Raw genomic sequence first — 25,060 nt, 5'->3', positions numbered from 1 at the left:
AACCTTTTTTTGCTATTATTCGTCAGAATCTGAGTCTGAATCGTCACTAGAATCATCAGCAACAGGAGATTTACTCAATTCTTTCTGCATATCTTTCATTTCTTTACGAGTACTTTCCAACTCTTCACGAGCATCTTTCAAGATTTCGATCAAAGCTTCACGGTCTTCTTTAGGAACGACTGTGCTATCTGAACCGATGCTTTCCAAGCCTTCATTAAAGATATCTTTTTGGTTTTCTAATCCTTGCTTTAAGGTACTAATCATTGCATCGTATTGTTCTTTTGCAGAACCTGTCACAGAAGTACCTGCTTCTTCAGTAATAGAAACAGATTGATCCATTAATTTTGCAAACAACTTTTTAAAGTCTCCAACTGTTTTAGCCTTGCTGATTTCAGCGTCTGTTAAGAGGCTAGAAGATGAAGTCTCTTCTGAATCTGTTGAAGTATCCTTGCTTTTTGAAGTGTTGGCAGATTTGCTCGTCACTTTAGTAGTTGATTGACTATTTGAAGTTTCCTTCTTTGTGTCTTGTTTATTTGAACAAGCAGCAAGGGAAACAATCGTCAAAAGAGCAGCTGTCGATAAGATCATTTTTTTCATAAAATGGTCTCCTTTATATTTATTTTACCTCATTCTACCATCGAATACTTTGACTGTCAAATTAATCACTAGTTCTTAATAATAGCAAAAAAGTTGGACAAAACACTGTGAAATCAGTGTTTCTGTCCAACTCCTCGATGATTAGTCATACAATTTTAACAATTTCATTAGTCTACTTTGCCACCAAAAAGTCCGTGAGCTTTCCCTTGGGGCATTTTTAAGGCAAAGCTCAGCAAAAAGACGATCCCTACAACCCCTGCTAAAAAGAAACTCATGACTTGGTAACCACCTCTTTCAATACAGAGGGCTGCGAGGGGTTGTAAAAGAATGGTTCCTAAATAACGAGCTCCTTGGACAATGGCCATGGCAAGAACCAAGTCTTTGCCATTCACCTGTTGGGCAATAAACCGTAAGGAGACCATAATCAAAACCATCCCTGTTGTATGCTTGGCTAAGAGAGTCATTATCACTTTTAAGAAGACAGGACTTGGAAAAGCATAGACAGCATATTGAGCGAAAATAATTCCAATTGGAAGAGCGATCAAAACCCGTAAAGGCCAGTGGTCCATGAATCGATCAGAGAAAAAGATCAAGGGGGCTTCCACTACGACGGAGATAGCCACAACTGTTGAGGCAATATGAACTGGTAGACCACTATCCATGAGCAGCTCAGGAATATAGGTATGACCAATATTTCCAACCCCTAAAGCCAAGCCAATCAACACAATAAAGAAGAGATAAGGTCCATTGTGAAGAAGAGGACGAATAGAGACAGGGTGTTTTTCCTTTTCTACGACTGTCTCTTTTTTCTTCATTCGAACCGCACTTAGGCAGAAGAGACTCAATACAATGGTGATCAAAACCGTATAATAGACAGCTTGGGGGCTAAACTGATGATAGACCCAGCCGGCTATTTGGACACCGACCGAGTAGCCAATGGTTCCCCAAACGCGAATCTTCCCAAAAGCGTATGGACTTTGCGTTGCAAATACTTCCATCATGGGAGCTGTCCCATTCAAACAGACCAGAACAATCCCATAAAAAACGGTCAGCCAAAAGAGATTGGGGGCCCAAAGAAAACCGAAGACACCACCAATGATCACACTCAGACTGAGGGTCGTCATTTTTACGATTCCAAATCGCTCATTGATATAACCAAAGAAGGGTTGGGCTACCATGGATAAGAAAAAAGCAACCGATACCAAGGTCGACACTTGGGTTGCACCATAGTGCTTTCCCATCAAATAGACAGAAATGAGGGTCGTAAAGAGAGATGTGGACATAAAATAAAAACTATAGAGCAACATATAAGCCGCATAAGAATTTCGGAATTTTTTCATATGAATCCTTTCTAAAAATATCGGAATGAGACAATGACAAAACCCAACTGACAATCAGTTAGGTTTTATTTTACTCTTTATTATAGCGCTTTTGAGCCTCTTTTTTGCGTCTCTCACGACTTTGTTTTTCAATCGAGAGAATGATGACAAGAATGAGAATTGGAATCAAGATCAGGAAGTGATCCAGCGAAAGCCATTTACTGTGCTTAGCCGTTGGCTTTTTCCCACTTGCTGTTTCTTTGACAAGCTCTGGCTTTGCCCCTTCTTCTACCTTCATATCATCTCGGATACCTTCAGACAAGGTGTAGAGATCATTATCTACTGTCAGATAGCCATCTTTTACCGCAAGGGTCGGTTCTTTAGCACCTCTTTTGACCGTTGCATAGAAGGGTTTTTCAAGTGTATAGGTCTTGCCGTCAATCTTCTGGACACCTGCATCTAGCAATTTTTTATAGCCAAAATCTTTATAGGCTTTTTCGATCAAGGCATTGCCAAACGGGTGACGGTAATATTCCCCATCTTGGTCTGCCCAATCTCCTACGCCCATAATGACAGCAATTAAGCGCTGATTGCCCCGTTTGATGGTCGCGATATAGTTGAAAGCTCCACGAGGGCTTGAACCAGTTTTCAAACCATCCACACCTTTCAAGGCATACTTGGCTCCTGGCAATGAATAATTGTAGGTATCAAAGGTTTCCTCATATGGAGTCCCTTTTTTGACCGTGACTTGTGCTTGATTGGTATAGTTTAAAATATCTGGGTATTGATTGATAAAATGATAAACCAGAATCCCTAAATCACGCGCAGTTGTCTGGTTGGCCGCATCATTTGGATAATTGTTGACCTGATAGTAGCCCTGCAAGGTGGAGATGGCCGCCCCACTCGGGTTATTCCAGACCGTATTGGTCATCCCTAATTCCTTAGCCTTGGCATTCATGCGCTCGATAAAGGCATCTGGATCATTGTTGGACATGAGATTGGCCAACATGAGGGTCGATACATTTGAGGATGGAACCACTGTCATGGTAATCAACTCAGGAATTGTGTAGTCTACCCCAGCAACAATATTATTGTTGGAGATCTCATAGATCTTTCCGATCGCTTGGTCTGAAGCGGTCGCCTTGATCACTGTATCCTTACTGATCTTGCCATTTGCCATATCTTCAAACAAGAGATAGAGCGTCATGAGCTTACTCATGCTGGCAGGATCTCTGACTTCATCGATATTGTCTTTCCAAAGAACATTGCCCGTATTTCCGTCAATAATAAGCGAAGAATGTGGACGGTTAATGGCTTGGACATTGTCATTTGGATACATCTTTTGCGCCATATCCACCAATTCATCCGCACTCGCTAGAATTGGCTGGCATAAGAGACTCATAAGGAGGCAAATATGGATCAAATATTTTTTTATCATAAACTTTTCCTTTATAACAGACTAATCAGCTGGAGGCTAAAATAAGCTTCTAGCCCTCATGCCCTTTCCTCTTGTCTCCCAGTAGATGAAAAGAGCTAATCCCAGCAGATAATTACTTGTATTGTACCATATTTTGAAGCAGAAAAAAACCTATCTGGCCCGAATAAATCGGCGATAGGTCCTGTTTTTTATCGACTTAACAAGCTCAAGGCTTCCTTATCCGCAATAATGGTCACATTTGGATGTCCTTGAAGGGCACTAGCTGGCACTTTTTCTGTCCTTTCACCCTCTACTGTACCTTTGATTGCTTGGGCTTTTGATTCCCCATAAGCAAACAAGACAATTGATTTCGCAGCTAAGATATTGGCAATCCCCATCGAAATGGCTTGGGTTGGTACATCTTCGATCTTATCAAAGAAACGAGAATTGGCCTCAATGGTAGAGTCATCCAACTGAACTAAGTGGGTCTGACTATCAAAGGATGTCCCTGGCTCATTAAAACCGATATGCCCATTGCGTCCGATTCCCAAGATTTGGAGGTCCACTGGATGCTCTTCGAGTATTTTGTTATAACGGATCACTTCTTGATCGGCAGATTCTTCTACACCTGATGGGAGATAGCTTTCTTTGAATGGTTTGGCATCAAAGAGATTTTTCTCCATGAAATACCGATAAGATTGAGGATCATCTCCCGTCAATCCTACGTATTCATCTAAGTTCACACTGATTAGATTAGACAGATCCAGATCACTTTCACGAATTTGTTTATAAAACTCAAGGGGACTGCTTCCAGTCGCAAGACCTAAGGTTTGAGCACCTTCCTTTAAAGTTTCTTTCAATATATCAAAGGCAACTTTTCCACCCTCAATTTGGTCCTTTACTTCAATAATGTTCATTGGATAGACCTCCTATTTCTCTATGCTTTTATTATATGGTATAGACCAATTTTTGTCAAGTGAAACCGCTATCTTTTTCTGGCATTTTTTTCATTTTCAAGTCGATTCGTGATATAATGAAAGGTATGATTGTATCACTATTATTCATCATTTTTTTGATCGGACTCCTTGTCTTTCTCTTATCTTTCTTGATTCATCAAAGAAAGATTCTCAAGGTCCTGATCTTTTTGATGGGAATCTGCCTGATGCTCTTAGCGGTCGGGACTACCATCTATCTACTCACAAATTTAGTATAAAAGGAGCGCAAATGAATACCAACGACTTTGACTTTGATTTGCCTGAAGAACTGATTGCCCAAACCCCTCTTGAAAAACGAGATGCCTCTAAACTCTTGATCCTTGATCGAAAAACAGGGCAATTCCAAGACCGTCATTTTGATGCAATTTTGGATGAATTGGAGCCAGGAGATGCTCTTGTCATGAACAATACGCGCGTGCTCCCTGCCCGTCTTCATGGAGTCAAACCAGAAACAGGTGGTCACGTCGAATTCCTTCTCCTTAAAAATACGCAAGATGACTGTTGGGAAGTCTTGGCAAAACCTGCAAAACGCTTAAAGGTAGGGGCTACAGTCATCTTCGGAGATGGTCGTTTGACCGCAACTGTCGAGGAAGAATTGGAACACGGAGGCCGCATCGTTCGCTTCCACTACCAAGGGATCTTTTTAGAAGTTTTGGAAAGCCTTGGTGAAATGCCACTTCCTCCCTATATTCACGAAAAGCTTGCTGACCGCGAGCGCTACCAAACCGTTTACGCCAAAGAAAATGGTTCTGCTGCAGCTCCAACGGCAGGTCTTCATTTCACCCAAGAATTGCTCCAAAAGATTGAAGCAAAAGGGGTTCACCTGGTCTATTTGACCCTTCATGTAGGCCTAGGAACCTTCCGTCCAGTATCCGTGGACAATCTTGAAGACCATGAGATGCACTCTGAATTCTACCAACTTTCTGAAGAAGCTGCTGCGACCCTTCGTCAGGTAAAAGCTGCAGGAAAACGCATTGTGGCCGTCGGAACGACTTCTATTCGAACCCTTGAAACGATTGGCAATAAATTTGATGGAGATATCCAAGCCGATTCAGGTTGGACCAATATCTTTATCAAACCAGGTTATGAATGGAAAGTCGTCGATGCCTTTTCAACCAACTTCCACCTTCCAAAATCAACTCTGGTCATGTTGGTTTCTGCCTTTGCTGGCCGTGAATTAACCCTCGAAGCATACCACCATGCTATTCAAGAACGCTACCGTTTCTTCAGCTTTGGGGATGCCATGTTCATCAAGTAAAGGAGTCTCTCATGAATAAAATTGAAAGTCGCCACCGCTTGATCCGCTCGATCATTTCTGAGCGTAGGATTCATACCCAACAAGAACTCCAAGAAGCCTTAGAAGCCAATGGCGTTCTCGTTACCCAGTCCACCCTTTCACGGGATGTCAAATCCTTGAATTTGGTAAAAATTAACGAGGGGGATAGTTCCTACTATGCCATGAACACCATCGCTCCTTCCCGTTGGGAAAAGCGCCTGCGGATGTATATGGAAGATGCCTTAGTCATGTTACGGCCCGTTCAAAACCAGGTCGTTGTAAAAACTCTTCCAGGTTTGGCCCAATCCTTTGGAGCTATCTTAGATGCATTGGAACTCCAAGAAATTGTAGCCACCATCTGTGGAGATGATGTCTGTTTGGTTATCTGCGAAGACAACCAAGGAGCTTTGGATTGCTTTGAAAAATTAAAAGAATTCACCCCACCCTTCTTCTTTAGTAAATAAAAAGTTTGGAAACCAAGTTTCCAAACTTTTTATGTTGTAGCTAAGCGTTGAATGGCTTCTCGATAGATTTCCATCGCAGCATAGAGATCGTCAATTTTTGCTCGTTCATTGGCTTGGTGCTCGGTCTGTTCTGCACCTGGGAAAAGAGCCCCAAAAGCGACACAATTTCCCATTGTCCGCGCAAATGTCGCACCACCAGAAGACATAGCTGGTGTCTTATCACCAGTTTCTTCCTGATAGACGGCCATCAAAGAGCTGACTAAAGGACTATCCAAAGGAACATATAAAGGAGCCAGATAATCAAACTCTTCATATTCCAACTGATAGCTAGCTGCAATTTCTTGCAAACGAGCTACCAAGGCATCCTTATCTGCTAAGACGGGGATCCGGATATCAATCCCGATTTCCGATTGTTCTTGATCGATCACAAGGGTCGCAAGATTAAAGGAAAGATCGCCACTTGGTTCATCTGAAATAGGGCCAAATAGAGCCTCACCAGTTGCATCCTCACCAACTGCATCTGCGATAAAGAGCAAAGCTGGATGGGGTTGGATGAGGGATAAACTTTCCGCTAAACCGACAATAGCATTCACTCCTTCAGCTGCATCTTTAGAGTGCTTGGAAACACCCAAAACAGTTACAGAATCTTCTGTTTGGCTATACTGAACCTCACTTTGATCCAAAACAGGAAGCAACTCTTCCAAACGATGACCAGCATAGGTCGCCTTGTCTGGAACAACATTGAGGGCCTGACCAGCCTGTAAGGGAAGATCATCCCAACCTGGACCATGCAATTTCACTTGTAATAAGCCTTTTTCAGCATAGGTTAATGGGAAAGAAGAATCCGGTGCAAATCCAAGATCTGCTTGCTCTTCGATTTGGTTGTAGCGGTTCATACAGCGCCACAAGGTTTCTTCATCCGTCCCAAAAATAAAGCGGATTCGTTTGGTAAACTGGATGCCATCATCCAGTAAACTCTTAACTGCATAGAGGGCAGCGAGTGACGGCCCCTTATCATCCTGCACACCACGACCTACTAGATAGTCACCGACAATGGTCGCTTCAAAAGGTGGCGTTTGCCAATCTTTTAGATCACCGGCTGGAACAACATCCAAGTGACAAAGAACGGCCAGGAGTTCTTCCCCCTGACCGATCTCTGCATATCCATAGTATCCTTCAGGATCTATATATGTTTGAAAACCTAATTCTCGAGCAAGCTCTAAGGTTTTTTCTAGGACATCTTGGATAGCTTGTCCAAACGGTGTTCCATTTTCCCCTTCGTTTAATACTGAGGGGTAAGAAATGATGGTTTGAAGCGAGTTTAAATACTGCTCTTTTACATCGTTCTTTATTCTATTTTTCATGAAACACCTACTTTATTCTATTGCAAGAATGGAACCACAGTTCCTAGTAGAAGAAGGGCAATGGTGATCACAACAATCGCTACGACCAATTTACCCATGAATTTCCACCATGCACTCAAGTCAACACGTCCAAGAGCAAGAGCTCCCATTACGATACCTGAAGTTGGTGCGATCAAGTTCAAGACACCAGATGCAGATTGGTAAGCTGTGACAATCAAGCTACCTGGTACATTGACGAATTTACCAAGAGGTGCCATGATACCCATTGTTGCACTGGCAAGACCAGATGATGATGGGATCAAGAATGACATTGGCAAGTAGAAAATGTAAGTCAAGACAATGAACAATTGAGATGAAAGACCTTTCAGTCCTTCTTCACCCCAGTGAAGAATTGTCGCAGTGATCATACCGTCGTTCATGATGACTTGGATACCACGTGCTACCGCTACGATAAGAGCAACACTCAAGAGGTCAGCTGCACCATTCATGAAAGATGAAATGATTTTATCTTCTTTCAAGCCATAAATGATACCAACAAGGATTCCCATGAAGGCAAAGAGCATAGCTGTTTGTGGGAAGTACCATGTACCAAGAGCATCTGTGTTACCGACCAATTGACCAAGTACTGGAATTTTATGGAGAGATTCGTTGAAGGTTTCAAAGAATTTAATACCCAAATCTTTGAATGGGATAAATCCAGCAACCATGATAACGAATGTTGAGATGAAGACGACCAAGACACGTTTTTGTTTCTTGTTCATTTGTGAAGGAATTTCTTCGCCACTATCAACATTGAAGTGTTTCAAATCTTCTTCACGAGTTGCATAGGTGAGAGATTTGGTTGGGTCTTTTTGAACCTTATCTGCATAACGGTATACATAGTATGTGCTAAGTCCTGTCAATACGATCCAGAAGATCACACGAAGTAAGAGACCTGAAGCACTTGAGATACCTGCAGTATCAGATGCGATAACTGTCGCAAATGGGTTCAATGTTGACGCCAAACATCCGATTTGTGATCCTAAAAGGATAATGGCTACCCCTGTCAAGCTGTCAAAACCAACGGACATCATAACAGGTACAAGAAGTGGATAGAAGGCCATGGTTTCTTCACCCATACCATAAGTTGTACCACCAAGGGCAAACAATGGCATCAAGATCAAAATCAACATTTTTTCGCGGCCTTTGTATTTACGAACGATAGAAGCAATCCCTACATCAAGGGTACCTGTTTCGTTCACAACTCCAAGGAAACCACCGACCATCAAGATGAAGAAGGCTACGTCAATCGCTGCACTAGTTGGTGCTTTACCAAGCATGGCATTGATTGGGGCCATCAAAACATCCCAAATTCCTTGAGGATGCGCTTTTACAGATTCATAACTACCTGCAATGATAGCACCTGCATCGTCAACCTTGTATTGACCGGCTGGAATAATCCAAGTTAACACTGCCATAATAGCAATGATAATTAACAATACGGAAAAAGATGAAGGCATCTTAAATCCTTTTTTCGTTTTTTCACTCATTTGTCTTCCTCCTAACGCAACAAAGTGTGAGTGATGTTTTACAAGAGCATCTTGTAAAACGCTTACCTATAGATTTATTCTATCACAATAAGCTTTAAAATACTAGTTTTTTCCTAATTTTTCATTAGTCTTTTTGGATGATTGTTCCACTTTCAGACTCAATCAAAGCGCCAAGGTTTTCAAGTGATGTAATAACTGCTTTTCCTTCTGGGCGACCATTGACGAAGGCAATGGCAGCTTCCACTTTAGGAAGCATGCTTCCTGGTGCAAATTGGTCTTGCTTGATATATTCTTCCAATTGAGCCACATTAACATGTTCCAATTTTGCTTGGTCTGGTTTGTTGTAGTTCACAAAGACATAATCGACACCAGTCAAGACGATGAAGAGGTCTGCTTCTACTAATTCAGCCAAACGTTGAGAGGCGAAGTCTTTATCGATGACCGCTTCAACACCAGATAAGCTACCATCTGCTTCTTTCACAACTGGGATACCGCCACCACCGGCTGCCACAACGACTTGACCGTCGTTCAACAAAGTACGAATGGTATTGATTTCTTTGATATCCACTGGTTTTGGTGAAGCAACAACTTTACGCCAGCCACGACCAGCATCTTCTTTGAAGGTTGCTCCAGATTTTTCAGCTTCTGCTTTTGCTTCTTCTTCTGAGTAGAAAGGACCGATTGGTTTGCTGAGGTTAACGAAAGCTGGGTCGTTCTTATCAACAACGACTTGTGTCACAACAGAAGCCACATCTTTTTCGATTCCTTCTTCATGAAGAGCATTTTGAAGAGCATTTTGAAGCCAGTAGCCAATGCTTCCTTCGGTCATAGCAACTAAAGAATCAAGTGGGAAAGCTGGGTTCTTTTCAGAGTTTGCTGCCAAGTGTTGAAGCAAGAGGTTCCCTACTTGAGGACCATTTCCGTGAGTGATGATCAAGTCATCCCCGTTTTTGATTAATTTGACTAAGTGTTTTGCTGTTTCTACAAGCGCTTCTTGTTGAGCTTGAGCAGAAGGATCAGATGAGAGAATAGCATTTCCTCCCAAAGCAACGACGATTTTTCTTGACATAAGTTTTCCCTTTCTATAAAAAATAGGGGCAGGACTAAAGCTAGCAGTCCAGCCCCTATAGCTGTTGGTATACGGTTATAAAGTCTTAAACTTTTGGAATGTACAAGTTACCAAGAGTAGCTGCCATAACCGCTTTAATTGTGTGCATACGATTTTCAGCTTGGTCAAATTGACGAGCATATTTGCTGCGGAACACTTCGTCAGTAACTTCCATTTCTTCTACGCCGAATTTTTCAGCAACATCTTTACCGTAAACAGTATTTGTATCGTGGAAGGCTGGCAAGCAGTGCAAGAAGATCAAGTCTTCGTTATCAGCTTTCTTAATCAAATCCATGTTTACTTGGTAAGGTTTCAAAAGGGCAACACGTTCTGCAAATTTGTCTTCTTCACCCATTGATACCCAAACGTCAGTGTAAAGTACGTCTGCACCTTTCACTGCTTCGTCGGCATCTTCAGTGATCAAGATATGAGCGCCACTTTCTTTTGCAAATCCTTCTGCTAATTCAACGATTTCTTTTTCTGGGAAGAGTTCTTTTGGTGAGAAGATGTGTACGTTCACACCAAGGATAGCACCTGTTACAAGAAGGCTGTTCGCAACGTTGTTACGTCCATCACCACAGTATACAAGTGTCAAACCTTCCAAACGTCCAAAGTTTTCTTGAACTGTCAAGTAGTCTGCAAGCATTTGAGTTGGATGCCATTCGTCAGTCAAACCATTCCATACTGGAACACCTGAGAATTCAGCCAATTCTTCAACCATACGTTGGCTGAAACCACGGAATTCAATACCATCAAACATACGTCCAAGAACTTTAGCAGTATCTTCTGTAGATTCTTTTTTACCAAGTTGGATGTCGTTTGCACCTAGGTATTCTGGGTGAGCACCAAGGTCAATAGCTGCTGTTGTGAAGGCAGCACGAGTACGAGTTGAAGTTTTTTCAAACAAAAGCGCGATGTTTTTACCAGCAAGATAGTGGTGTTCAATGTTGCGTTTTTTAAGGTCTTTCAAGTGAGCTGAAAGTCCGATAAGGTATTCTAACTCTGCACGTGTAAAGTCTTTTTCTGCCAAGAAGCTACGTCCTTGGAACACTGAATTTGTCATTCTAATTGTCTCCTATTTTCTTTCTAGTATTGATCAGTAAGAAGAAAGAGCTGATCCTCAACGACCAGCTCTCGGTCTTCTCTATTAGATTTCTTCACGTTCAAATGGCATTGACATACAACGAGGTCCACCACGACCGCGAACCAATTCACTTCCGCGGATCTTAATCAAACGAAGTCCGTATTCTTCTAATTTCTTGTTTGTGACTGTGTTACGATCGTATACGACTACCACACCAGGTGCGATTGTAAGAGTATTTGATCCGTCGTTCCATTGTTCACGTGCAGCAGCAACGACGTTGCCACCTCCACATGGAATCAATGTAACTTTTTCAACACCAAGGTTTTCAGCAAGCAATTCAGCCAAATCACCTTTTTCTTCAACGATCTTCAATTGTTCGTTTTCATAAGTTACAGAGAAGACGCGAAGGTTACCTTGGATTTCTGGGTGGATGGTGAATTTATCGTAGTCCACCATTGTGAATACTGTATCCAAGTGCATGAATTTACGGTTGTTAGCAAATTCGAAGGCCAATACTTTCTTGAAGCCAACGTTCTTCTTGAAGATGTTTACCAACAATTTTTCGATTGATGCAGCATCAGTACGTTGTGAGATACCAACTGCCAATACATCTTTAGAAAGTACCAACTCATCTCCACCTTCGATACGAGTATCTTCTTCACGGTTGTAGACAAGTTCAACTTTTCCACCGTAAACTGGGTGGTATTTGAAGATGTATTTACCATACAAAGTTTCACGGTTACGTGTATCTGCGTACATGTGGTTCAATGATACTGCATTACCAATTGTTGCAAATGGGTCACGTGTGAAGTACAAGTTTGTCATTGGGTCGATAGCAAATGGATAGTCAGATTCAACAAGGTCTGTCAATCCTTTTGCTTCTTCAGGAATTTCTGGAAGTTCAGCTTTTTGAACCCCTTCCATTGTTTTTTCAACCAATTCTTGGTTGTCTTCAATGCTGTGAAGCAATTCACGGATCGCAATTTTTGTTTGGCGTCCACGAATGTTCGCTTCTTCAAGGTATTCTTCGATGAACTGATCACGAATTTCTGGAGAAGTCAATGATTCAGCAGCCAACTGCTCAAGATAAAGTACTTCGATTCCTTCGTTACGAAGTGCTTGAGCAAAATTGTCGTGTTCTTTTTGAGCATCTTCCAAGAATGGAATATCATCAAAAAGAAGACGCTCTAGATAGTCAGGCATCAAGTTTTCCAACTCTTTACCTGGACGGTGCAACATTACTTTTTTCAGTTTTCCAATTTCTGAGAAAACATGAATTGGGTGTGTAGACATCTATAGTCCTCCTTTTTTCTTTGAGCTTGTTCACAAGCTTATTACAATTGTTATTATATTCTTTATTGGTACCGCTTTCACAAAGGATTCTACTTTTTGAATGCAAAGAATTTGGCGTTTTTTTGAATCCTTCCTATTTTTTAGTTAATATGAAGCGTTTTCTTTGCATATTTTGCCTTTTATATTATTTTTATGAATATATATTTTTTTGTAAAAAAAAAAAAAGATCAACGAATTAGTTGATCTCTTCAAAACTTTTTAAAAAGTAGGCTGTATCTAGAAAAGTTAGTTGTTTTCTCTCATACTGGATCTTATGAGAATCGATGAGTTTCTTTAAAACTTGATTGACGGTTTCTCTAGTTGTGGCTGCTAATTTGGCCATTTCCTTCATACTAATTGGAAATGGAAGCTGATTTCCTAGACCTTCATAGTCCTTGCACAGAATGGCTAAGGATTGAATCACGCGCTCACTGGCACTAGCTGTCACGACATTGCGCAAGCGCAACTCTTGAAATTCTAGGATGGAGGAGAGCTTTCTCATAATAAAGAGCAACTGCTCCTTACTCTCTTGGGCATATAATTCATAGAGGTTGACGGGAATCACGAAACAACGCAAATCCGTCACCGCACTAGCTGTATAGTGGTAACGCTCATCCTGGAACATCCCACCATAAGGGAACAGGGCCCCTTTCTTGATATAATCCATATAGGAAAATTGATCAGACGAATCGAATTGCTCAATGCGAGCAAAGCCTTTTGTCAGAAGAAAAATGCGCTCCCGCCTATCTCCTGCATAAAATAAAATTTGTCCTTTAGGGATATCCCTGGCATGAATTTCAACAGCTAATTTATCAAATAGCTCCACTGGTAGCGCAGAAAAGGCTGGATGCGAGCGGAGCAACTGGTAATCTTCCTTTGTAATCATGTCTATACTTCCTCTTATTACTATTAGTAGTATAACATACTTTTTATAGAAAAGGGAAAGAAGTCTCTTTAGAACAGAAAAGTAATTCGAAACACCAAGTGAATTTCATCCTACTTTGATAGAATAAAAGGCCTGAGCAACCCTCAGACCTTTTGTCGATTATTCATTCATATTGACACGATGCCATTCATTGATAACATAAGCCAGTTGCCCTAATTGATAAAGACCAACGCCACTGATTTCAGAACTTTCTGGAGTCGTCCCTCCAAGTCCTGCAGTGTAGATGGCAACCAAATAAGGAGTCGATTCATGGACAATCGCATCCACATTAAGTGCTTCAGCAACATACCCTGGTTTTTGTTGAATCACCAAATCTGGCAAGAATTTTTTATAGTACTCACCTGGGAAAGACTCCCCGATCAGTTCTAGTAAATCTGCATATTTTTCTTGATGATTCCAAAGATATTCTAAGACATGGATGTAATAATCCGTTGTCGTTTTATTATCTTCGCTAAAGGTTTTGACTTCTGGTGAACGGGATTGACCATAGCGACTGAATAACTTGCGTGCTTGCTCCATCCCCCCTAAACGATCTGCCAAGGCATAGGCTGGGGTATTTTCAGAGTAAACCAATGAATAGCGCTGCATATCAGGAATAGACATGGCTCCATCAAAGGCAGCAACGTAATTGTCATGCTCTCCTACATATTCATAGTAAGTATTGGTAATGTCAAACCGGTCTGTTAAATTGAGTTTGCCCTTTGCGACTTCATCCACCACCAACATGTTCAACGGTAGCTTATAGGTACTACCTGCCGTCATTGGTTGAAGATCATTCATGGCAAATTGCTCTCCTGTAATGGCATTGCGATACGTGAAGGCAACTTGTGACGGATCAATTCCACTTTCTGCTAGGAAATCCTGGACAACCTCTACTAAACCTTTATTAGCATAATCATAGACAAGGCCATAAGCACTCATCGTTTCCATGTCTGCATCTACTACTGCTTGCTTAGCTTCAGGAGATTTGACACGCGGTTTTTTCGTCTCAGGGGTAGACTTTTCGATATCTTGTTCTTTTGCTTCTTTTGTTTTCTTTGCTTTTTTTTCAATTGCTGATGCTGTTGGTTGCGTAACATGCAAGTAGCCCAGTGCGCTTGTTCCCACTAAGCACAATAAAATACTGACCGCAATCATGATCGAGCGTAGATTAAAATATTTTTTCATACGAGATTAATTATAAAAGATTCTACTGAAAATAACAAGAATTATCAGAAAGAGAAAACGGTTTCTTTTTAAAAAGTTTTTTTCTTTTCATAAAAGGCTTATTTCCGTTTAAAGGAGCCCATAATTAGCTTAGCGATCTCACGCGCAATCGTCCGGAATAAGGAACTTAAGAAGGAATTTTTCGCCTTTTCAAGACTGGATTTTCTTGGACGACCCGAACTACGTTTTTGAGCCGCCTTATCTGCTGCAGCCTCTTCCTTTTCTGCTTCTTTTTGCTCTTTTTCTTTTGCTTCCTTGCTTGCTTTAGCTGCTAATTTTTCATAGGCAGATTCTCGATCAATCGTCGTCGCATACTTTTGATGGAAAGGCGATGTCGTGATCAAGGCCAATTGTTCACTTTCATTTAAGAGGTCAAAACTCGATTGAGGAGAGAGAATATAAGCACGCTCAACCACACTAGGCTGTCCCTTTTCATTGAGGAAAGAAACCAAGGCTTCCCCTGTCCCTAACTCTGTGATCACTGTTTCTGTATCAAAATCTGGATTCGGACGAAAACTTTGGGCAGCCACCTTAATCGCCTTCATTTCTTTGGGTGTATAAGCTCGAAGCGCATGCTGAACACGATTTCCAAGCTGTGCCAAAACAGATTCTGGAAGATCTTGAGGATTCTGGGTAATAAAGTAAATCCCTACACCCTTCGAACGAATCAGGCGTACCACTTGCTCGACCTTCTCAAGAAAGAGCTTGCTTGCATCCTTAAAGAGGAGATGCGCTTCATCAAAGAAGAAGACCAGTTTTGGCTTTTCAGGATCCCCAACCTCTGGAAGTGTTTCAAAAAGACGAGACAGCATCCAAATCAAAAAGGTTGAGTACAATTTTGGTGAATGAAAGAGCTTTGTAGCCGAAAGAATATTGATATACCCACGACCAGATGCATCGAGTTGCATGAAATCATTTAAATCAAGTGCTGGCTCTCCGAAAAACTGATCTGCTCCTTCTTCTTCAAGAACCAAGAGACTTCTTTGGATGGCTCCGACAGATTGTTTGGTGATATTGCCATATTGGGCTGAATAGTCTGAACTGTGCTCATAGACTTCCTTTAAAAGGCTTTGTAGGTCCTTCAAATCAATCAAGGGCCAATCTTTCTCTTGGGCCACTTTAAAGACAATTGCGAGAATTCCTGATTGGGTTTCATTCAAATCAAGCAGACGAGAAAGAAGCAACGACCCCATCCCTTCGACAGTCGCCCGAACAGGATGACCAGCTTGGCCAAAGACGTCCCACAATCGAACAGGGAAAGCTTGTGGCTCAAACGGATCTGTGATCCCAAGAAGCTTGTAGCGTTCTTCCAGTTTTGGCGTCCATTGCCCGGCTTTGGCTAAGCCAGATAAATCTCCCTTGATATCGGCTAGAAAGACCGGAATACCTTCTTTGCTTAATTTTTCTGTTAGGACCTTGAGAGTAACCGTTTTTCCTGTTCCTGTTGCACCTGCAATCAAACCATGACGATTCAACATCCGCAAATAGATAGGCGTCTCAACGGCTCCTTTAGTAATGGTAATACTAGTCATTTCATTTCTCCCTGAATGTTTCAGTTTTCATTTTAAGGTTTATCTTTTCCTTGCCTAGGCCCTTCAAATCAGGCTTCAGACAAGTAAGACACACTCCTACTAGTGTATCATTTTCCTGACCAAACGCAAGAAATTATACTCCGATTTTCCAGATGCAAATAAAAAAATCTATAAGAGCCGATACTTGCTCTTATAGATTCCTTCATTTTATTATTTTGCTGCTGCAAACAATTCATTAACTTTATTCCAGTTGATCACTGAGAAGAAAGCTTTGATGTAGTCAGGACGTACGTTACGGTATTTCACGTAGTAGGCATGTTCCCAAACATCCAAACCAAGGATTGGTGTTTTACCTTCAGAGATTGGTGTATCTTGGTTTGCTGTTGAAGTTACTTCGAGTTTGCCTTCTTTGTTGACAACCAACCATGCCCAACCAGAACCAAAACGTGTCGTTGCTGCTGCTGTGAAGGCTGCTTTGAAGTCTTCAAATGAACCAAATGTAGCATCAATCGCTGCAGAAAGTTCTGCTGAAGGAGCTGTTTGTTCTGGAGTCATCAATTCCCAGAAAAGAGCGTGGTTCAAATGACCACCACCATTGTTGATCACAGCTTGGCGAATGTCAGCTGGAATGGATTCAACATCAGCTAACAAGCTTTTAAGGTCTTCTCCAATTTCAGGATGTTTTTCAAGAGCTGCATTCACATTGTTTACATATGTTTGATGGTGTTTATCATGGTGCAAATGCATGGTTTCTTCATCGATATAAGGTTCCAATGCATCATAAGCATATGGTAATTCTGGTAAAATGATAGCCATTTTATGGTCCTCTTTTCTTTATTACTGACTTGATGATAACGCAAACAGCTAAATTATTCAACTAATCTGCTTGCGATTTCATTCATCGTTAGATGCTATTCGCTACTTTCAACAGGGCCAAATCAAATAAGTAGTCTTTTTCATATGTTCCACTTTTAATCGCATAATCCGTCTCGATGAAGGTCGTCATAGCCTGCTTCAAAAAAGACAGGGAAAGCCTGCGGCTATCCCGTAAGGCAAACTTCACCTGATAAGGATTGACCTTGCGTCCTGACAAGTCCGACAAACTCGCTACAATTTGGCTTTCGGATTGGCCTTCTTCTGAGAAAATTTTAACTTGAGAAAACATTCGGAATTGTCCCAACAAAATAGCGATCAATTTTATTTCATCTTCTCCTTGTAAGCGGAGATCCTTAACCAAATTCCGGGCTTGGTCGATTTGGCGTTTGAGAATCATCTGTGTCAGATCAAAAATATTATCTTGCAAGGACTTTGGAACAACCTCCTTGATATCTTCGAGGGTAATCTGACCATCTTCTTTATAAGCCTGCAACAGAGCGAGATTCTTCTGTAACTCTCCAAAATCATAGCCAGATTTTAAGAGTAGCTGATCCAAAGAATCGCCCACAAACTGTAAGCCCAATTCTTGGGCCTGACTTGCAAAATAACGCTTTAAATCTTGCTCTTTAGGTGTTGTTGCTTCAATGATCTGGGCATCCCGTTTTAGGAGTTTGACCAAGCGACGCTTACTATCTAATTTTCCTTCTGCAAATATCACCAAACGGGTCGATTCAGAAGGATTTTCCAGATAGTTTTCAAATTGCTTCAGATCTTCATCGGTTAAATTGCGTTTCTTGGCAGTGGTTAGATCCAATAAGTGATCCAAAATCACGATTTTTTCATCTGCAAAAAAGGGAAGACTAACCAAATCCAGCTCGACTTCAGCATAGGAGGCTTCCTTCATATCAAAATAAGAATAATTCAAATCTGAGGGATCATAGCCTATTTTTTTTAAAATGTCTTTTTTTAACCATTCAAATTGACCTATATCCTCCCCTGTCAAAACAAGAATAGGAGGCAGAGTTTGAACCGTCAGATGTTTAATGTCGGTAATTGCTTGCATGAAACTCTCTTATCTCTATCAGTCTAGTGTATTTCGTGTTCAGCAGCCATTTTTTGTTCCAATGGTGGTTTTTCATCAGACAAATCAGGTGCTGCTACAAAATTTGGAATTTGCTCAAACGAGTTGCCGCCAAAGCTCCCCCCTGTCGCTGTGACCTGTGGTTCAGAAGCCACTCCCATAGGAGTTTCTACTGGTTGTGGGAAGGTGTTTTTCCCTGGAAGCATCATGAGAATCAAGAGAGAAATAACTGTAATCCCCCAAAGAAATAGGAAAATATCTAGCCCCGTCAACAAATAGAGCAGAACCGGACCAAGGTTCAAAAAGATCCAAGACCAATGGATTCCCGCATCCCGCAAGCGACGTACACAAATGGCTTGACTGGGTACCAAAATGAGGAAGTAAAAGAATGCTAAGAAAGCGAGCGCCCATAAACCTGTCTTAGAATGAACAGTTGAAAAATTGAGCGTTTCTTGAGCATTTTGATGGGATAAAGAGGTCACGATGTAAAAAACCCAAAGAGGCAAAGAAATCAGGGAATTCCAGAAAAAAGCTAGCCAAAAATGGGCCCGACTGGTCTTACTTGAAAAATCTGCATACTGTATCCAAAATTGCTTAAATGCGTTCATACGATTCTACCTTTACATTGATTTCACTTTCTATAATAGCAATTTTCAGCATAGAAAGCAAACCTCTCCTCGTCTCTAGCGGACCGTTTCTACCCTCCAATGGTCCCACCCAATCAAGCGAATTGCTCCCCTTTCATCGGTACGAAGATAAGAAATAGAGCGTTCCTCTAGACGATCGAGCAATTCTTTATGGGGATGTTGGTAGCGATTTTTCTTTCCAACAGAGATCAAGGCCAACTGAGGATGTAACTGATCTAAAAACATATCACTAGAGGAACCTTTAGAACCGTGGTGGCCTACTTTCAAGACATCTACTTGTAATTGTGGATCGTTTTTCAATAGTTTTTTCTCTCCAGCTTCTTCCAAATCACCCGTGAACAAAAATCGTTTCTGAAAGAACTGCCCATAGAGGACAATCGAATCATCATTTTTACCATCCCCCACTTCATCAGGGGATAAGACTTCTAGATGATCATCAAAAATAGGAAGTTGATCCCCTCTCTGGACTACTTTAATCGGACTATGAAGCAGTTTCAATTTCTCTCGAAATTGAGAATTGGTGAGACTGCCTGGACTGACATACACTTTTTTAACTGGGATTTGTTTGGCAACCTCCACCATATCGCCCATATGGTCCTGGTCTGTATGAGTCAAGACCAAAGCATCGAGTTTTCCAACACCTCGACTCTTGAGATAAGGAATCAGGGTTTGATCCGCATTGGCAGATTGACTGCGCTCTTGCCACTTGTCTCCACTTTTAAAAGTGACGCGTCCTCCGACATCAATCAATATGGTTCTTCCTTTCCAATCGCGTAAAAAGATACTGTCTCCTTGACCGATATCCACCATGGTAATCTCATTTTCTAAAGGATGCTTGGTCCAACAAAAGATGAGTAGAATCATGCCGATTAACAGAAAACGAAAGTTCTTTTTCTTTCGTAGATCATACAAGATCCCTAAGAGAAGGAAGAGAGCAATCAGAGCTGGTCCCGTCGGCTGACCAAATACCAAAGGTAGCGACGTGAGCTTTGAAATCCAACGAATACACTCCTCTATGAGAAGAAAGAAACTGTTAAAAATTGTAAGGGGCTTTAGAATCGATAAGATAAATAACACCGTTAAACCTGGAAGAAGGACAAGGTCAAATAAGAAAGAAAAGAGGAAGGTTAAAGGGAGTGACCAGGGTTGAAAGACACTAAAGTAATAGGTCAAAAGGGGCAAAATCCCCAGGCTAATCCAGAAACTTTCCACTAGTAGCTTTTTAAGTCCGGAATAAGAACTGCTATCTACCAAGGTCAAAATAAAGGCGTAGGCACAACTCAAGACCCCTCCAGCTGTCAGGAGAAACTTGGGCATGAGCAACATTAAGATCATCAAGGTCATCGCCATATTCTCCATCCCTCGGACCCCCTTTTGAGAGAGGATCTTCTGCAAGAGGCTACGAACCACTGAAACAGAAAAACCTGTCAAGCCAGCATAGACCAAAGAAATTGGAACCATCCAGATATCGACTGTCTCTTGCAAGATTCCTAGACGTAAGAGAGCTTTCCGGATCCCATTGATGAAAAAGCCAACCTGCATCCCAGATAAGGCGAATAAATGGATGATTCCTAAACTCGTGTAAAGCTGGTCCATCTCTTCAAAATCCGTATCTAAATAGCCAAAAAGAAGGCCGGTCATATACTGGTTCATCGGCTGCGGAAAGTGCTCCTTGCTCCAAACAATAGCTTGGCGCCTCCATTGAGATAGCCAGTCAAAAACATTCCAAGTTTGGATGGGAAGCGCGGATTGGATCGCCTCAATTTTTATTTGATAGTGAATCCCCTGTGTTTGCAAATAAGACCGGTAGTCAAATCCTCTAAAATTTCGCTGCCCTTCTGGCTCTTCTATATCACCTTTATACGTCAACTCCAACAAATGAGTTTGACTTTGCCACTGTTGTTTTTCTTTTTCTGATTTTAAAGTATAAAAGACTTGGTAGGTCCTACCCTGATTTTTAGCACGAAAAGACAGGGCGTCCCCATTGATCTTGATGCTATCTGGAATCAGGCGTAAGTGGGGTGGCAGCTGACTTTCTGCTTGTACTGGATGATCCTGTAGTCGCTGAAAGACAAAGAAGGCCGCAAAACAAAGGGTTGCTAAAGCAAGCCCTAGCAAACTTGAGCGCTCCCCTTTATAGTGATGAACCGCTAAAACTCCCACTACTACTAGACCGCTGATCGAAAGCCAAGATGGTTGATAGATACTAAAATACAGCCATAGGAGCACAAAGGCGAGATGGACAAGCGAAAAAGGGAGGTCTTTAATCCACCGTGAAAGCATCTCTTAGTTTCTCCAGTGTTTTCTCTCCGATTCCTGAAACATTCTTCAGATCATCCACTGATCGAAAAGGACCATTTGCCTCGCGATAGGCGATAATGTCCTGGGCACGTTTCTGTCCAATGCCTGATACTGTCTGGAGCTCTGATTCGGTCGCTCGATTTAAATGGACCTTGCCTGTTTTTTCTGCTGGTGCTGACGAAGTTGCAGGACTTTCTGAACTCCCAAGTGCTGGAACATCCTCCCCTTCTTTAGCAACATAGATCACTGCTTCATCGGTGAGTTTTTGCGCCAAGTTGACCGATTGGCTATTGGCATCTGCTGTCATCCCGCCTGCCTTATAAATAGCATCGTGGACTCTGCTATTGGAGCGCAACTCATAGACACCTGGTTGTTTGACGGCTCCTTTGACATCGACCGTAATGATCTCGGGTGCATCAGACACAGAAGTCGTCGTCTTTTCTTCTTTGGAACTAGTGGTCTGCACCTTTTCTTTGCTCGAAGTTGAACTCGAAGCCTGATAAAGATCCGGTATGGTGGATGCACTTGACTGAGGTCGATGAAAAAGAAAATACCCTCCAAGTAAGAGTCCGATAGCTGTAAGAGCCAAAAAGAGCTTATATTCTTTGATTTTTTCGATGATATCCTCCATAAGAAACCTCCTCTCACTTTTATTATTCGTAAAAATAAAAAAAACTGAGAAAGACTCTCAGTTTTTTTACTTGTTTTTCCGATGTTTGTCCGGATCCCATACAAAGCTTGCCAGGTAACTAAAGAGCAAGGTCAAGATGCCCACGACTAAGACAAGAGGAATCAAAAGGATTTTTAACAAACGAATCAAGATAAACGGTTTTGTTGGGGTGTTGATCGCTTGCGCTTCCGCATCCAAACGGTCAAACTCCTCTTGAATACGACGGGCAACTTCTGCCACTCCTTCGTCATTCATCTTTTTAATATCCGAAATATCAATCGGATGTCCAAAGTTCATATCAATGCGTTCACCCGTTGCCAACCCTTTCAAGTCTCTTGGACCAGTATATGTCACTGGCATGATATGGACCTTAGCCATTTTGGCAATGATGGCAACACCGCCTTTGACGTCTTGAGAATGACGGCTTCCACTTGGAAACATAATCAAGGAACGGTTGCTCTTTTTCAGCATATTGACAGGATACTTAATGGCTTCTGCTCCCGGATTTTCACGGTCGATCGGAAAAGCTCCACACATACGAATCCACCATCCAAAAATACGATTGGCGAAGAGTTCTTTTTTCGCCATAAAGATAAACTGCTTTGGCTTGGTCGCAAAGGCCATATAGACTGGATCCCACCAGGTCCGGTGAGGCGATACCAATATGTAGTTCTCTTCCCGATCTGGAATATTGTCCTTATGATGGTAATGGGCATTGCCATTTAAAACCCAAAGAATAAAGGCAACAAGGCCACGTAAATAGGTATAAAACATAGTTGTTCCTCAAATCCATTTCATTAATCTCTACAAGATATTCCATCCTGTAAAACGTTCTTTCTTATTATACCGTATCCTGATTTTGACCGCAAACCTTTTTTAGATAAAAATTGTATCAGCGGACCGATTCTAGATAGTCTTTTTCTCAAAAAAATGATATCATATTGTCTATGGAAACGAATGATTTAAAGGGCTTGTCCCTCAGTGAAGTCCGTAAGAAAATGGATCGCGGACAAACCAATGATTTTACAACGAATACAAGTACCAGTACCTGGCAAATCATTAAGCGCAACGTCTTCACCTTGTTTAATACCTTAAACTTTGTGATTGCCGTGGCCTTGGCTGCTGTACAGGCCTGGAGCAATATGATCTTTTTCGCAGTCATTTGCTTCAATGCCATCACAGGGATCATGACCGAGATGCGCGCCAAGCGGATGATTGATAAACTCAACCTCATGAGTCGTGAGCTAGTGACTGTCATTCGTGACGGGGAAAAAGATGCGATTCCACCAGAAAAGCTTGTTCTAGGTGATTTAATGCTCTTATCTTCGGGTGAGCAGATCCCTAGTGATGCCGAAGTCATGTCTGGTATCGCTGAAGCCAATGAAGCTATGCTAACTGGTGAGAGTGACCTGGTCTTAAAAGAAGTTGGCGATGAACTGCTTTCTGGTAGTTATATTGCCAGTGGTCAAGTCTATGCCCGTGTCAAGCGAGTTGGAGCAAACAATTATGCCAACAAACTGATGATGGAAGCTAAAACCTTGAAGCCTATCAATTCGCGTATTCTTTATAACTTAGCGAAAATTTCAAGCTTCACTGGTAAAATTATCATCCCATTTGGCCTTGCCCTCTTCTTTGAAGCACTGTTGATCAAGATGCTGCCAATCAAAGATTCTGTCGTGAATTCTTCCACAGCTCTCTTGGGAATGTTGCCAAAAGGAATTGCCCTACTGACGGTTACGTCTCTTTTGACAGCGGTTATTAAGCTCGGTATGCGCAAGGTTCTTGTCCAAGAAATGTACTCAGTAGAAACCCTGGCGCGTGTGGATACCTTGTGTCTAGATAAGACCGGTACCATCACTCAAGGGAAGATGACAGTCGAATCTCTCCATAGCTTATCGGATCATTTTTCGGAACAGACGATCCAGGTCATTCTCTCTGCTTACATGCAATATAGCGAGGACACCAATCCTACTGCTCAAGCTATTCGCAAGGCTTATGGGGAGTTGGAGCATGCTTATACTGCGGAAAACATTATTCCTTTCTCAAGTGATCGGAAATGGGGAGCCATGTACCTATCCAACCTTGGAACCGTCTTTCTCGGTGCTCCTGAAATGCTCCTTAAAAAAAATCCAGCTGCTGTCGTCGAAGCACAAGCTCGTGGATCGCGCGTGCTCGTCTTAGCTCACAGTTCAGAACTGATCAGCATGCAGGAATTGAAACTTCCTGAAAATCTTGAAGGAATTGCGGTTATTGAGATTACAGACCCCATTCGTGAAGGGGCTTCAGATACTCTTGAGTATTTGCGCTCTCAAGGAGTGGATCTCAAAATCATCTCCGGTGATAACCCTGTGACAGTCTCTTATATCGCTCAACAAGCTGGCTTCAAAAATTATGAGAACTACATCGATTGTTCAAAAATTTCTGATGACCAATTAGTGGATCAAGCAGAAGAAACAGCTATCTTTGGGCGCGTGTCTCCTCACCAGAAAAAACTGCTCATCCAAACCTTGAAAGCAGCTGGTCGGACAACTGCTATGACAGGAGATGGGGTCAATGATATCCTTGCTCTTCGCGAAGCAGACTGCTCCATCGTAATGGCCGAGGGAGATCCAGCAACCCGTCAAATTGCCAATATTGTTCTTTTGAACTCTGACTTTAATGACGTTCCAGAAATTCTTTTTGAAGGCCGTCGTGTGGTCAATAACATTGGACGAATCGCTCCAATCTTCTTTATCAAAACGATCTATTCCTTCCTCTTGGCTATCATCTGTATTGCCAGTGCTCTCTTCTTTAACGTCAACTATTTGCTGATTTTCCCTTTCATTCCTATTCAAATCACCCTGATCGACCAATTCGTCGAAGGATTCCCACCATTTGTATTGACCTTTGAACGCAATATCAAACCGGTTGAAAAACACTTCTTGAGACGTTCCCTTCTGTTAGCCTTACCAAGCGCCTTGATGGTCGTCTTTAGTGTCTTGTTTATTCGCCTTTGGGGAGCAAGCCATGGTTGGTCTGCAGCCGATATGTCTACTGTATCCTACTACTTACTTGGATCCATCGGTTTCCTATCCGTTATCCGTGCTTGCCTGCCACTAAATATCTGGAGGGCCCTCCTCATCCTCTTCTCTGTAGTAGGATTCTACGCATCTGCGGTCGTGTTGAAAAACTTGATCGAGATTTCCCTCCTTACAGCCACTACTTTCCCAGTTTATCTGGCATTGATGGCTATCTTTACAGGAGTCTTTATCCTCACTACGATTCTCCAAAAATATGAATTTGATTAAAAAAAGAGAGTGGGACAGAAATCGGTAAT

The 25,060-nt window shown here is 41.9% G+C and carries 21 protein-coding genes; 3 read left to right on the top strand and 18 right to left on the bottom strand.

Annotated features, from left to right (window positions below):
- Positions 1-15: 15 nt before the first annotated feature.
- The 4 genes from HMPREF2926_RS03760 to HMPREF2926_RS03745 form a co-directional block, all read right to left on the bottom strand.
- Positions 16-597 carry an LptM family lipoprotein gene (locus HMPREF2926_RS03760; protein ID WP_070586536.1) on the bottom strand — a complete coding sequence of 194 codons (582 nt, stop codon included), beginning with the start codon at positions 595-597 and terminating at the stop codon, positions 16-18.
- Between the two features lie 167 nt (positions 598-764).
- Positions 765-1,937 (bottom strand): MFS transporter, encoded by a 1,173-nt coding sequence (locus HMPREF2926_RS03755; RefSeq protein ID WP_070586534.1) that lies wholly within the window; start codon positions 1,935-1,937, stop codon positions 765-767.
- 70 nt (positions 1,938-2,007) lie between these two features.
- Entirely contained in the window at positions 2,008-3,354 is a 1,347-nt protein-coding gene (locus HMPREF2926_RS03750; RefSeq protein WP_070465580.1) for a DUF1958 domain-containing protein, read from the bottom strand.
- Between the two features lie 188 nt (positions 3,355-3,542).
- On the bottom strand, positions 3,543-4,250 hold the full coding sequence (locus tag HMPREF2926_RS03745; protein ID WP_070586532.1) for a glucosamine-6-phosphate deaminase: 708 nt from the start codon (positions 4,248-4,250) through the stop codon (positions 3,543-3,545).
- Positions 4,251-4,557: 307 nt separating this feature from the next.
- Here HMPREF2926_RS03745 and queA point away from each other — a divergent pair, with 307 nt between their 5' ends.
- The gene (gene queA, locus HMPREF2926_RS03735; RefSeq protein ID WP_021152881.1) at positions 4,558-5,586 is read left to right on the top strand and encodes a tRNA preQ1(34) S-adenosylmethionine ribosyltransferase-isomerase QueA; all 1,029 of its coding nucleotides are present in this window, start codon (positions 4,558-4,560) and stop codon (positions 5,584-5,586) included.
- A gap of 11 nt (positions 5,587-5,597) precedes the next feature.
- The gene (locus HMPREF2926_RS03730) at positions 5,598-6,068 is read left to right on the top strand and encodes an arginine repressor (protein WP_003006364.1); all 471 of its coding nucleotides are present in this window, start codon (positions 5,598-5,600) and stop codon (positions 6,066-6,068) included.
- A 29-nt stretch (positions 6,069-6,097) separates the two neighbouring features.
- On the opposite strand, the gene HMPREF2926_RS03725 is transcribed toward HMPREF2926_RS03730, so the two are convergent.
- The 14 genes from HMPREF2926_RS03725 to HMPREF2926_RS03660 form a co-directional block, all read right to left on the bottom strand.
- A complete protein-coding gene (locus HMPREF2926_RS03725; RefSeq protein ID WP_070586530.1) occupies positions 6,098-7,432 on the bottom strand; it encodes a dipeptidase in 1,335 nt (444 codons plus the stop codon).
- A gap of 17 nt (positions 7,433-7,449) precedes the next feature.
- On the bottom strand, positions 7,450-8,961 hold the full coding sequence (locus HMPREF2926_RS03720; protein WP_024055215.1) for a YfcC family protein: 1,512 nt from the start codon (positions 8,959-8,961) through the stop codon (positions 7,450-7,452).
- Positions 8,962-9,085: 124 nt separating this feature from the next.
- Positions 9,086-10,030, bottom strand: a complete 945-nt coding sequence (arcC, locus tag HMPREF2926_RS03715; protein WP_061591112.1) for a carbamate kinase — start codon at positions 10,028-10,030, stop codon at positions 9,086-9,088.
- A gap of 85 nt (positions 10,031-10,115) precedes the next feature.
- A complete protein-coding gene (gene argF / locus HMPREF2926_RS03710; RefSeq protein ID WP_049486412.1) occupies positions 10,116-11,132 on the bottom strand; it encodes an ornithine carbamoyltransferase in 1,017 nt (338 codons plus the stop codon).
- An 84-nt stretch (positions 11,133-11,216) separates the two neighbouring features.
- Positions 11,217-12,446, bottom strand: a complete 1,230-nt coding sequence (gene arcA, locus HMPREF2926_RS03705; protein WP_049499258.1) for an arginine deiminase — start codon at positions 12,444-12,446, stop codon at positions 11,217-11,219.
- 235 nt (positions 12,447-12,681) lie between these two features.
- On the bottom strand, positions 12,682-13,371 hold the full coding sequence (locus HMPREF2926_RS03700; RefSeq protein WP_024056304.1) for a Crp/Fnr family transcriptional regulator: 690 nt from the start codon (positions 13,369-13,371) through the stop codon (positions 12,682-12,684).
- 159 nt (positions 13,372-13,530) lie between these two features.
- On the bottom strand, positions 13,531-14,598 hold the full coding sequence (locus HMPREF2926_RS03695) for a serine hydrolase (RefSeq protein ID WP_042760211.1): 1,068 nt from the start codon (positions 14,596-14,598) through the stop codon (positions 13,531-13,533).
- A 98-nt stretch (positions 14,599-14,696) separates the two neighbouring features.
- Positions 14,697-16,169, bottom strand: a complete 1,473-nt coding sequence (locus tag HMPREF2926_RS03690) for a helicase HerA-like domain-containing protein (RefSeq protein WP_070586528.1) — start codon at positions 16,167-16,169, stop codon at positions 14,697-14,699.
- A 210-nt stretch (positions 16,170-16,379) separates the two neighbouring features.
- Positions 16,380-16,985 (bottom strand): superoxide dismutase SodA, encoded by a 606-nt coding sequence (sodA, locus tag HMPREF2926_RS03685; RefSeq protein ID WP_070586526.1) that lies wholly within the window; start codon positions 16,983-16,985, stop codon positions 16,380-16,382.
- An 88-nt stretch (positions 16,986-17,073) separates the two neighbouring features.
- Positions 17,074-18,108, bottom strand: coding sequence for a DNA polymerase III subunit delta (gene holA / locus HMPREF2926_RS03680; protein ID WP_070586524.1), 1,035 nt, complete (start codon positions 18,106-18,108; stop codon positions 17,074-17,076).
- Between the two features lie 23 nt (positions 18,109-18,131).
- On the bottom strand, positions 18,132-18,734 hold the full coding sequence (locus HMPREF2926_RS03675) for a DUF805 domain-containing protein (RefSeq protein ID WP_049474294.1): 603 nt from the start codon (positions 18,732-18,734) through the stop codon (positions 18,132-18,134).
- Between the two features lie 75 nt (positions 18,735-18,809).
- Entirely contained in the window at positions 18,810-21,056 is a 2,247-nt protein-coding gene (locus HMPREF2926_RS03670) for a DNA internalization-related competence protein ComEC/Rec2 (protein WP_070586522.1), read from the bottom strand.
- Positions 21,037-21,705: a helix-hairpin-helix domain-containing protein gene (locus HMPREF2926_RS03665; RefSeq protein ID WP_070505808.1), complete on the bottom strand. Its 669-nt coding sequence runs from the start codon at positions 21,703-21,705 to the stop codon at positions 21,037-21,039. The genes HMPREF2926_RS03670 and HMPREF2926_RS03665 overlap by 20 nt, the downstream gene beginning before the upstream one ends.
- Positions 21,706-21,771: 66 nt before the next feature.
- The gene (locus HMPREF2926_RS03660) at positions 21,772-22,518 is read right to left on the bottom strand and encodes a lysophospholipid acyltransferase family protein (RefSeq protein ID WP_070586519.1); all 747 of its coding nucleotides are present in this window, start codon (positions 22,516-22,518) and stop codon (positions 21,772-21,774) included.
- Positions 22,519-22,691: 173 nt separating this feature from the next.
- On the opposite strand from HMPREF2926_RS03660, the gene HMPREF2926_RS03655 reads away from it, so the two are divergent.
- Entirely contained in the window at positions 22,692-25,031 is a 2,340-nt protein-coding gene (locus HMPREF2926_RS03655) for a cation-translocating P-type ATPase (protein ID WP_070586517.1), read from the top strand.
- Positions 25,032-25,060: the final 29 nt, after the last annotated feature.

It is taken from the genome of Streptococcus sp. HMSC078D09 (assembly GCF_001813675.1).
Lineage (GTDB): Bacteria > Bacillota > Bacilli > Lactobacillales > Streptococcaceae > Streptococcus.
The sequence above is the reverse complement of the archived record's forward strand: the minus strand, read 5'-3'. Positions and strand labels throughout refer to the sequence as shown.

Excerpts from the sequence above, each read along its gene's own strand:
- HMPREF2926_RS03760 (WP_070586536.1), bottom strand. The coding sequence starts at position 597 with ATGAAAAAAATGATCTTATCGACAGCTGCTCTTTTGACGATTGTTTCC.
- HMPREF2926_RS03755 (WP_070586534.1), bottom strand. The coding sequence starts at position 1,937 with ATGAAAAAATTCCGAAATTCTTATGCGGCTTATATGTTGCTCTATAGT.
- HMPREF2926_RS03750 (WP_070465580.1), bottom strand. The coding sequence starts at position 3,354 with ATGATAAAAAAATATTTGATCCATATTTGCCTCCTTATGAGTCTCTTA.
- HMPREF2926_RS03745 (WP_070586532.1), bottom strand. The coding sequence starts at position 4,250 with ATGAACATTATTGAAGTAAAGGACCAAATTGAGGGTGGAAAAGTTGCC.
- queA (WP_021152881.1), top strand. The coding sequence starts at position 4,558 with ATGAATACCAACGACTTTGACTTTGATTTGCCTGAAGAACTGATTGCC.
- HMPREF2926_RS03730 (WP_003006364.1), top strand. The coding sequence starts at position 5,598 with ATGAATAAAATTGAAAGTCGCCACCGCTTGATCCGCTCGATCATTTCT.
- HMPREF2926_RS03725 (WP_070586530.1), bottom strand. The coding sequence starts at position 7,432 with ATGAAAAATAGAATAAAGAACGATGTAAAAGAGCAGTATTTAAACTCG.
- HMPREF2926_RS03720 (WP_024055215.1), bottom strand. The coding sequence starts at position 8,961 with ATGAGTGAAAAAACGAAAAAAGGATTTAAGATGCCTTCATCTTTTTCC.
- arcC (WP_061591112.1), bottom strand. The coding sequence starts at position 10,030 with ATGTCAAGAAAAATCGTCGTTGCTTTGGGAGGAAATGCTATTCTCTCA.
- argF (WP_049486412.1), bottom strand. The coding sequence starts at position 11,132 with ATGACAAATTCAGTGTTCCAAGGACGTAGCTTCTTGGCAGAAAAAGAC.
- arcA (WP_049499258.1), bottom strand. The coding sequence starts at position 12,446 with ATGTCTACACACCCAATTCATGTTTTCTCAGAAATTGGAAAACTGAAA.
- HMPREF2926_RS03700 (WP_024056304.1), bottom strand. The coding sequence starts at position 13,371 with ATGATTACAAAGGAAGATTACCAGTTGCTCCGCTCGCATCCAGCCTTT.
- HMPREF2926_RS03695 (WP_042760211.1), bottom strand. The coding sequence starts at position 14,598 with ATGAAAAAATATTTTAATCTACGCTCGATCATGATTGCGGTCAGTATT.
- HMPREF2926_RS03690 (WP_070586528.1), bottom strand. The coding sequence starts at position 16,169 with ATGACTAGTATTACCATTACTAAAGGAGCCGTTGAGACGCCTATCTAT.
- sodA (WP_070586526.1), bottom strand. The coding sequence starts at position 16,985 with ATGGCTATCATTTTACCAGAATTACCATATGCTTATGATGCATTGGAA.
- holA (WP_070586524.1), bottom strand. The coding sequence starts at position 18,108 with ATGCAAGCAATTACCGACATTAAACATCTGACGGTTCAAACTCTGCCT.
- HMPREF2926_RS03675 (WP_049474294.1), bottom strand. The coding sequence starts at position 18,734 with ATGAACGCATTTAAGCAATTTTGGATACAGTATGCAGATTTTTCAAGT.
- HMPREF2926_RS03670 (WP_070586522.1), bottom strand. The coding sequence starts at position 21,056 with ATGCTTTCACGGTGGATTAAAGACCTCCCTTTTTCGCTTGTCCATCTC.
- HMPREF2926_RS03665 (WP_070505808.1), bottom strand. The coding sequence starts at position 21,705 with ATGGAGGATATCATCGAAAAAATCAAAGAATATAAGCTCTTTTTGGCT.
- HMPREF2926_RS03660 (WP_070586519.1), bottom strand. The coding sequence starts at position 22,518 with ATGTTTTATACCTATTTACGTGGCCTTGTTGCCTTTATTCTTTGGGTT.
- HMPREF2926_RS03655 (WP_070586517.1), top strand. The coding sequence starts at position 22,692 with ATGGAAACGAATGATTTAAAGGGCTTGTCCCTCAGTGAAGTCCGTAAG.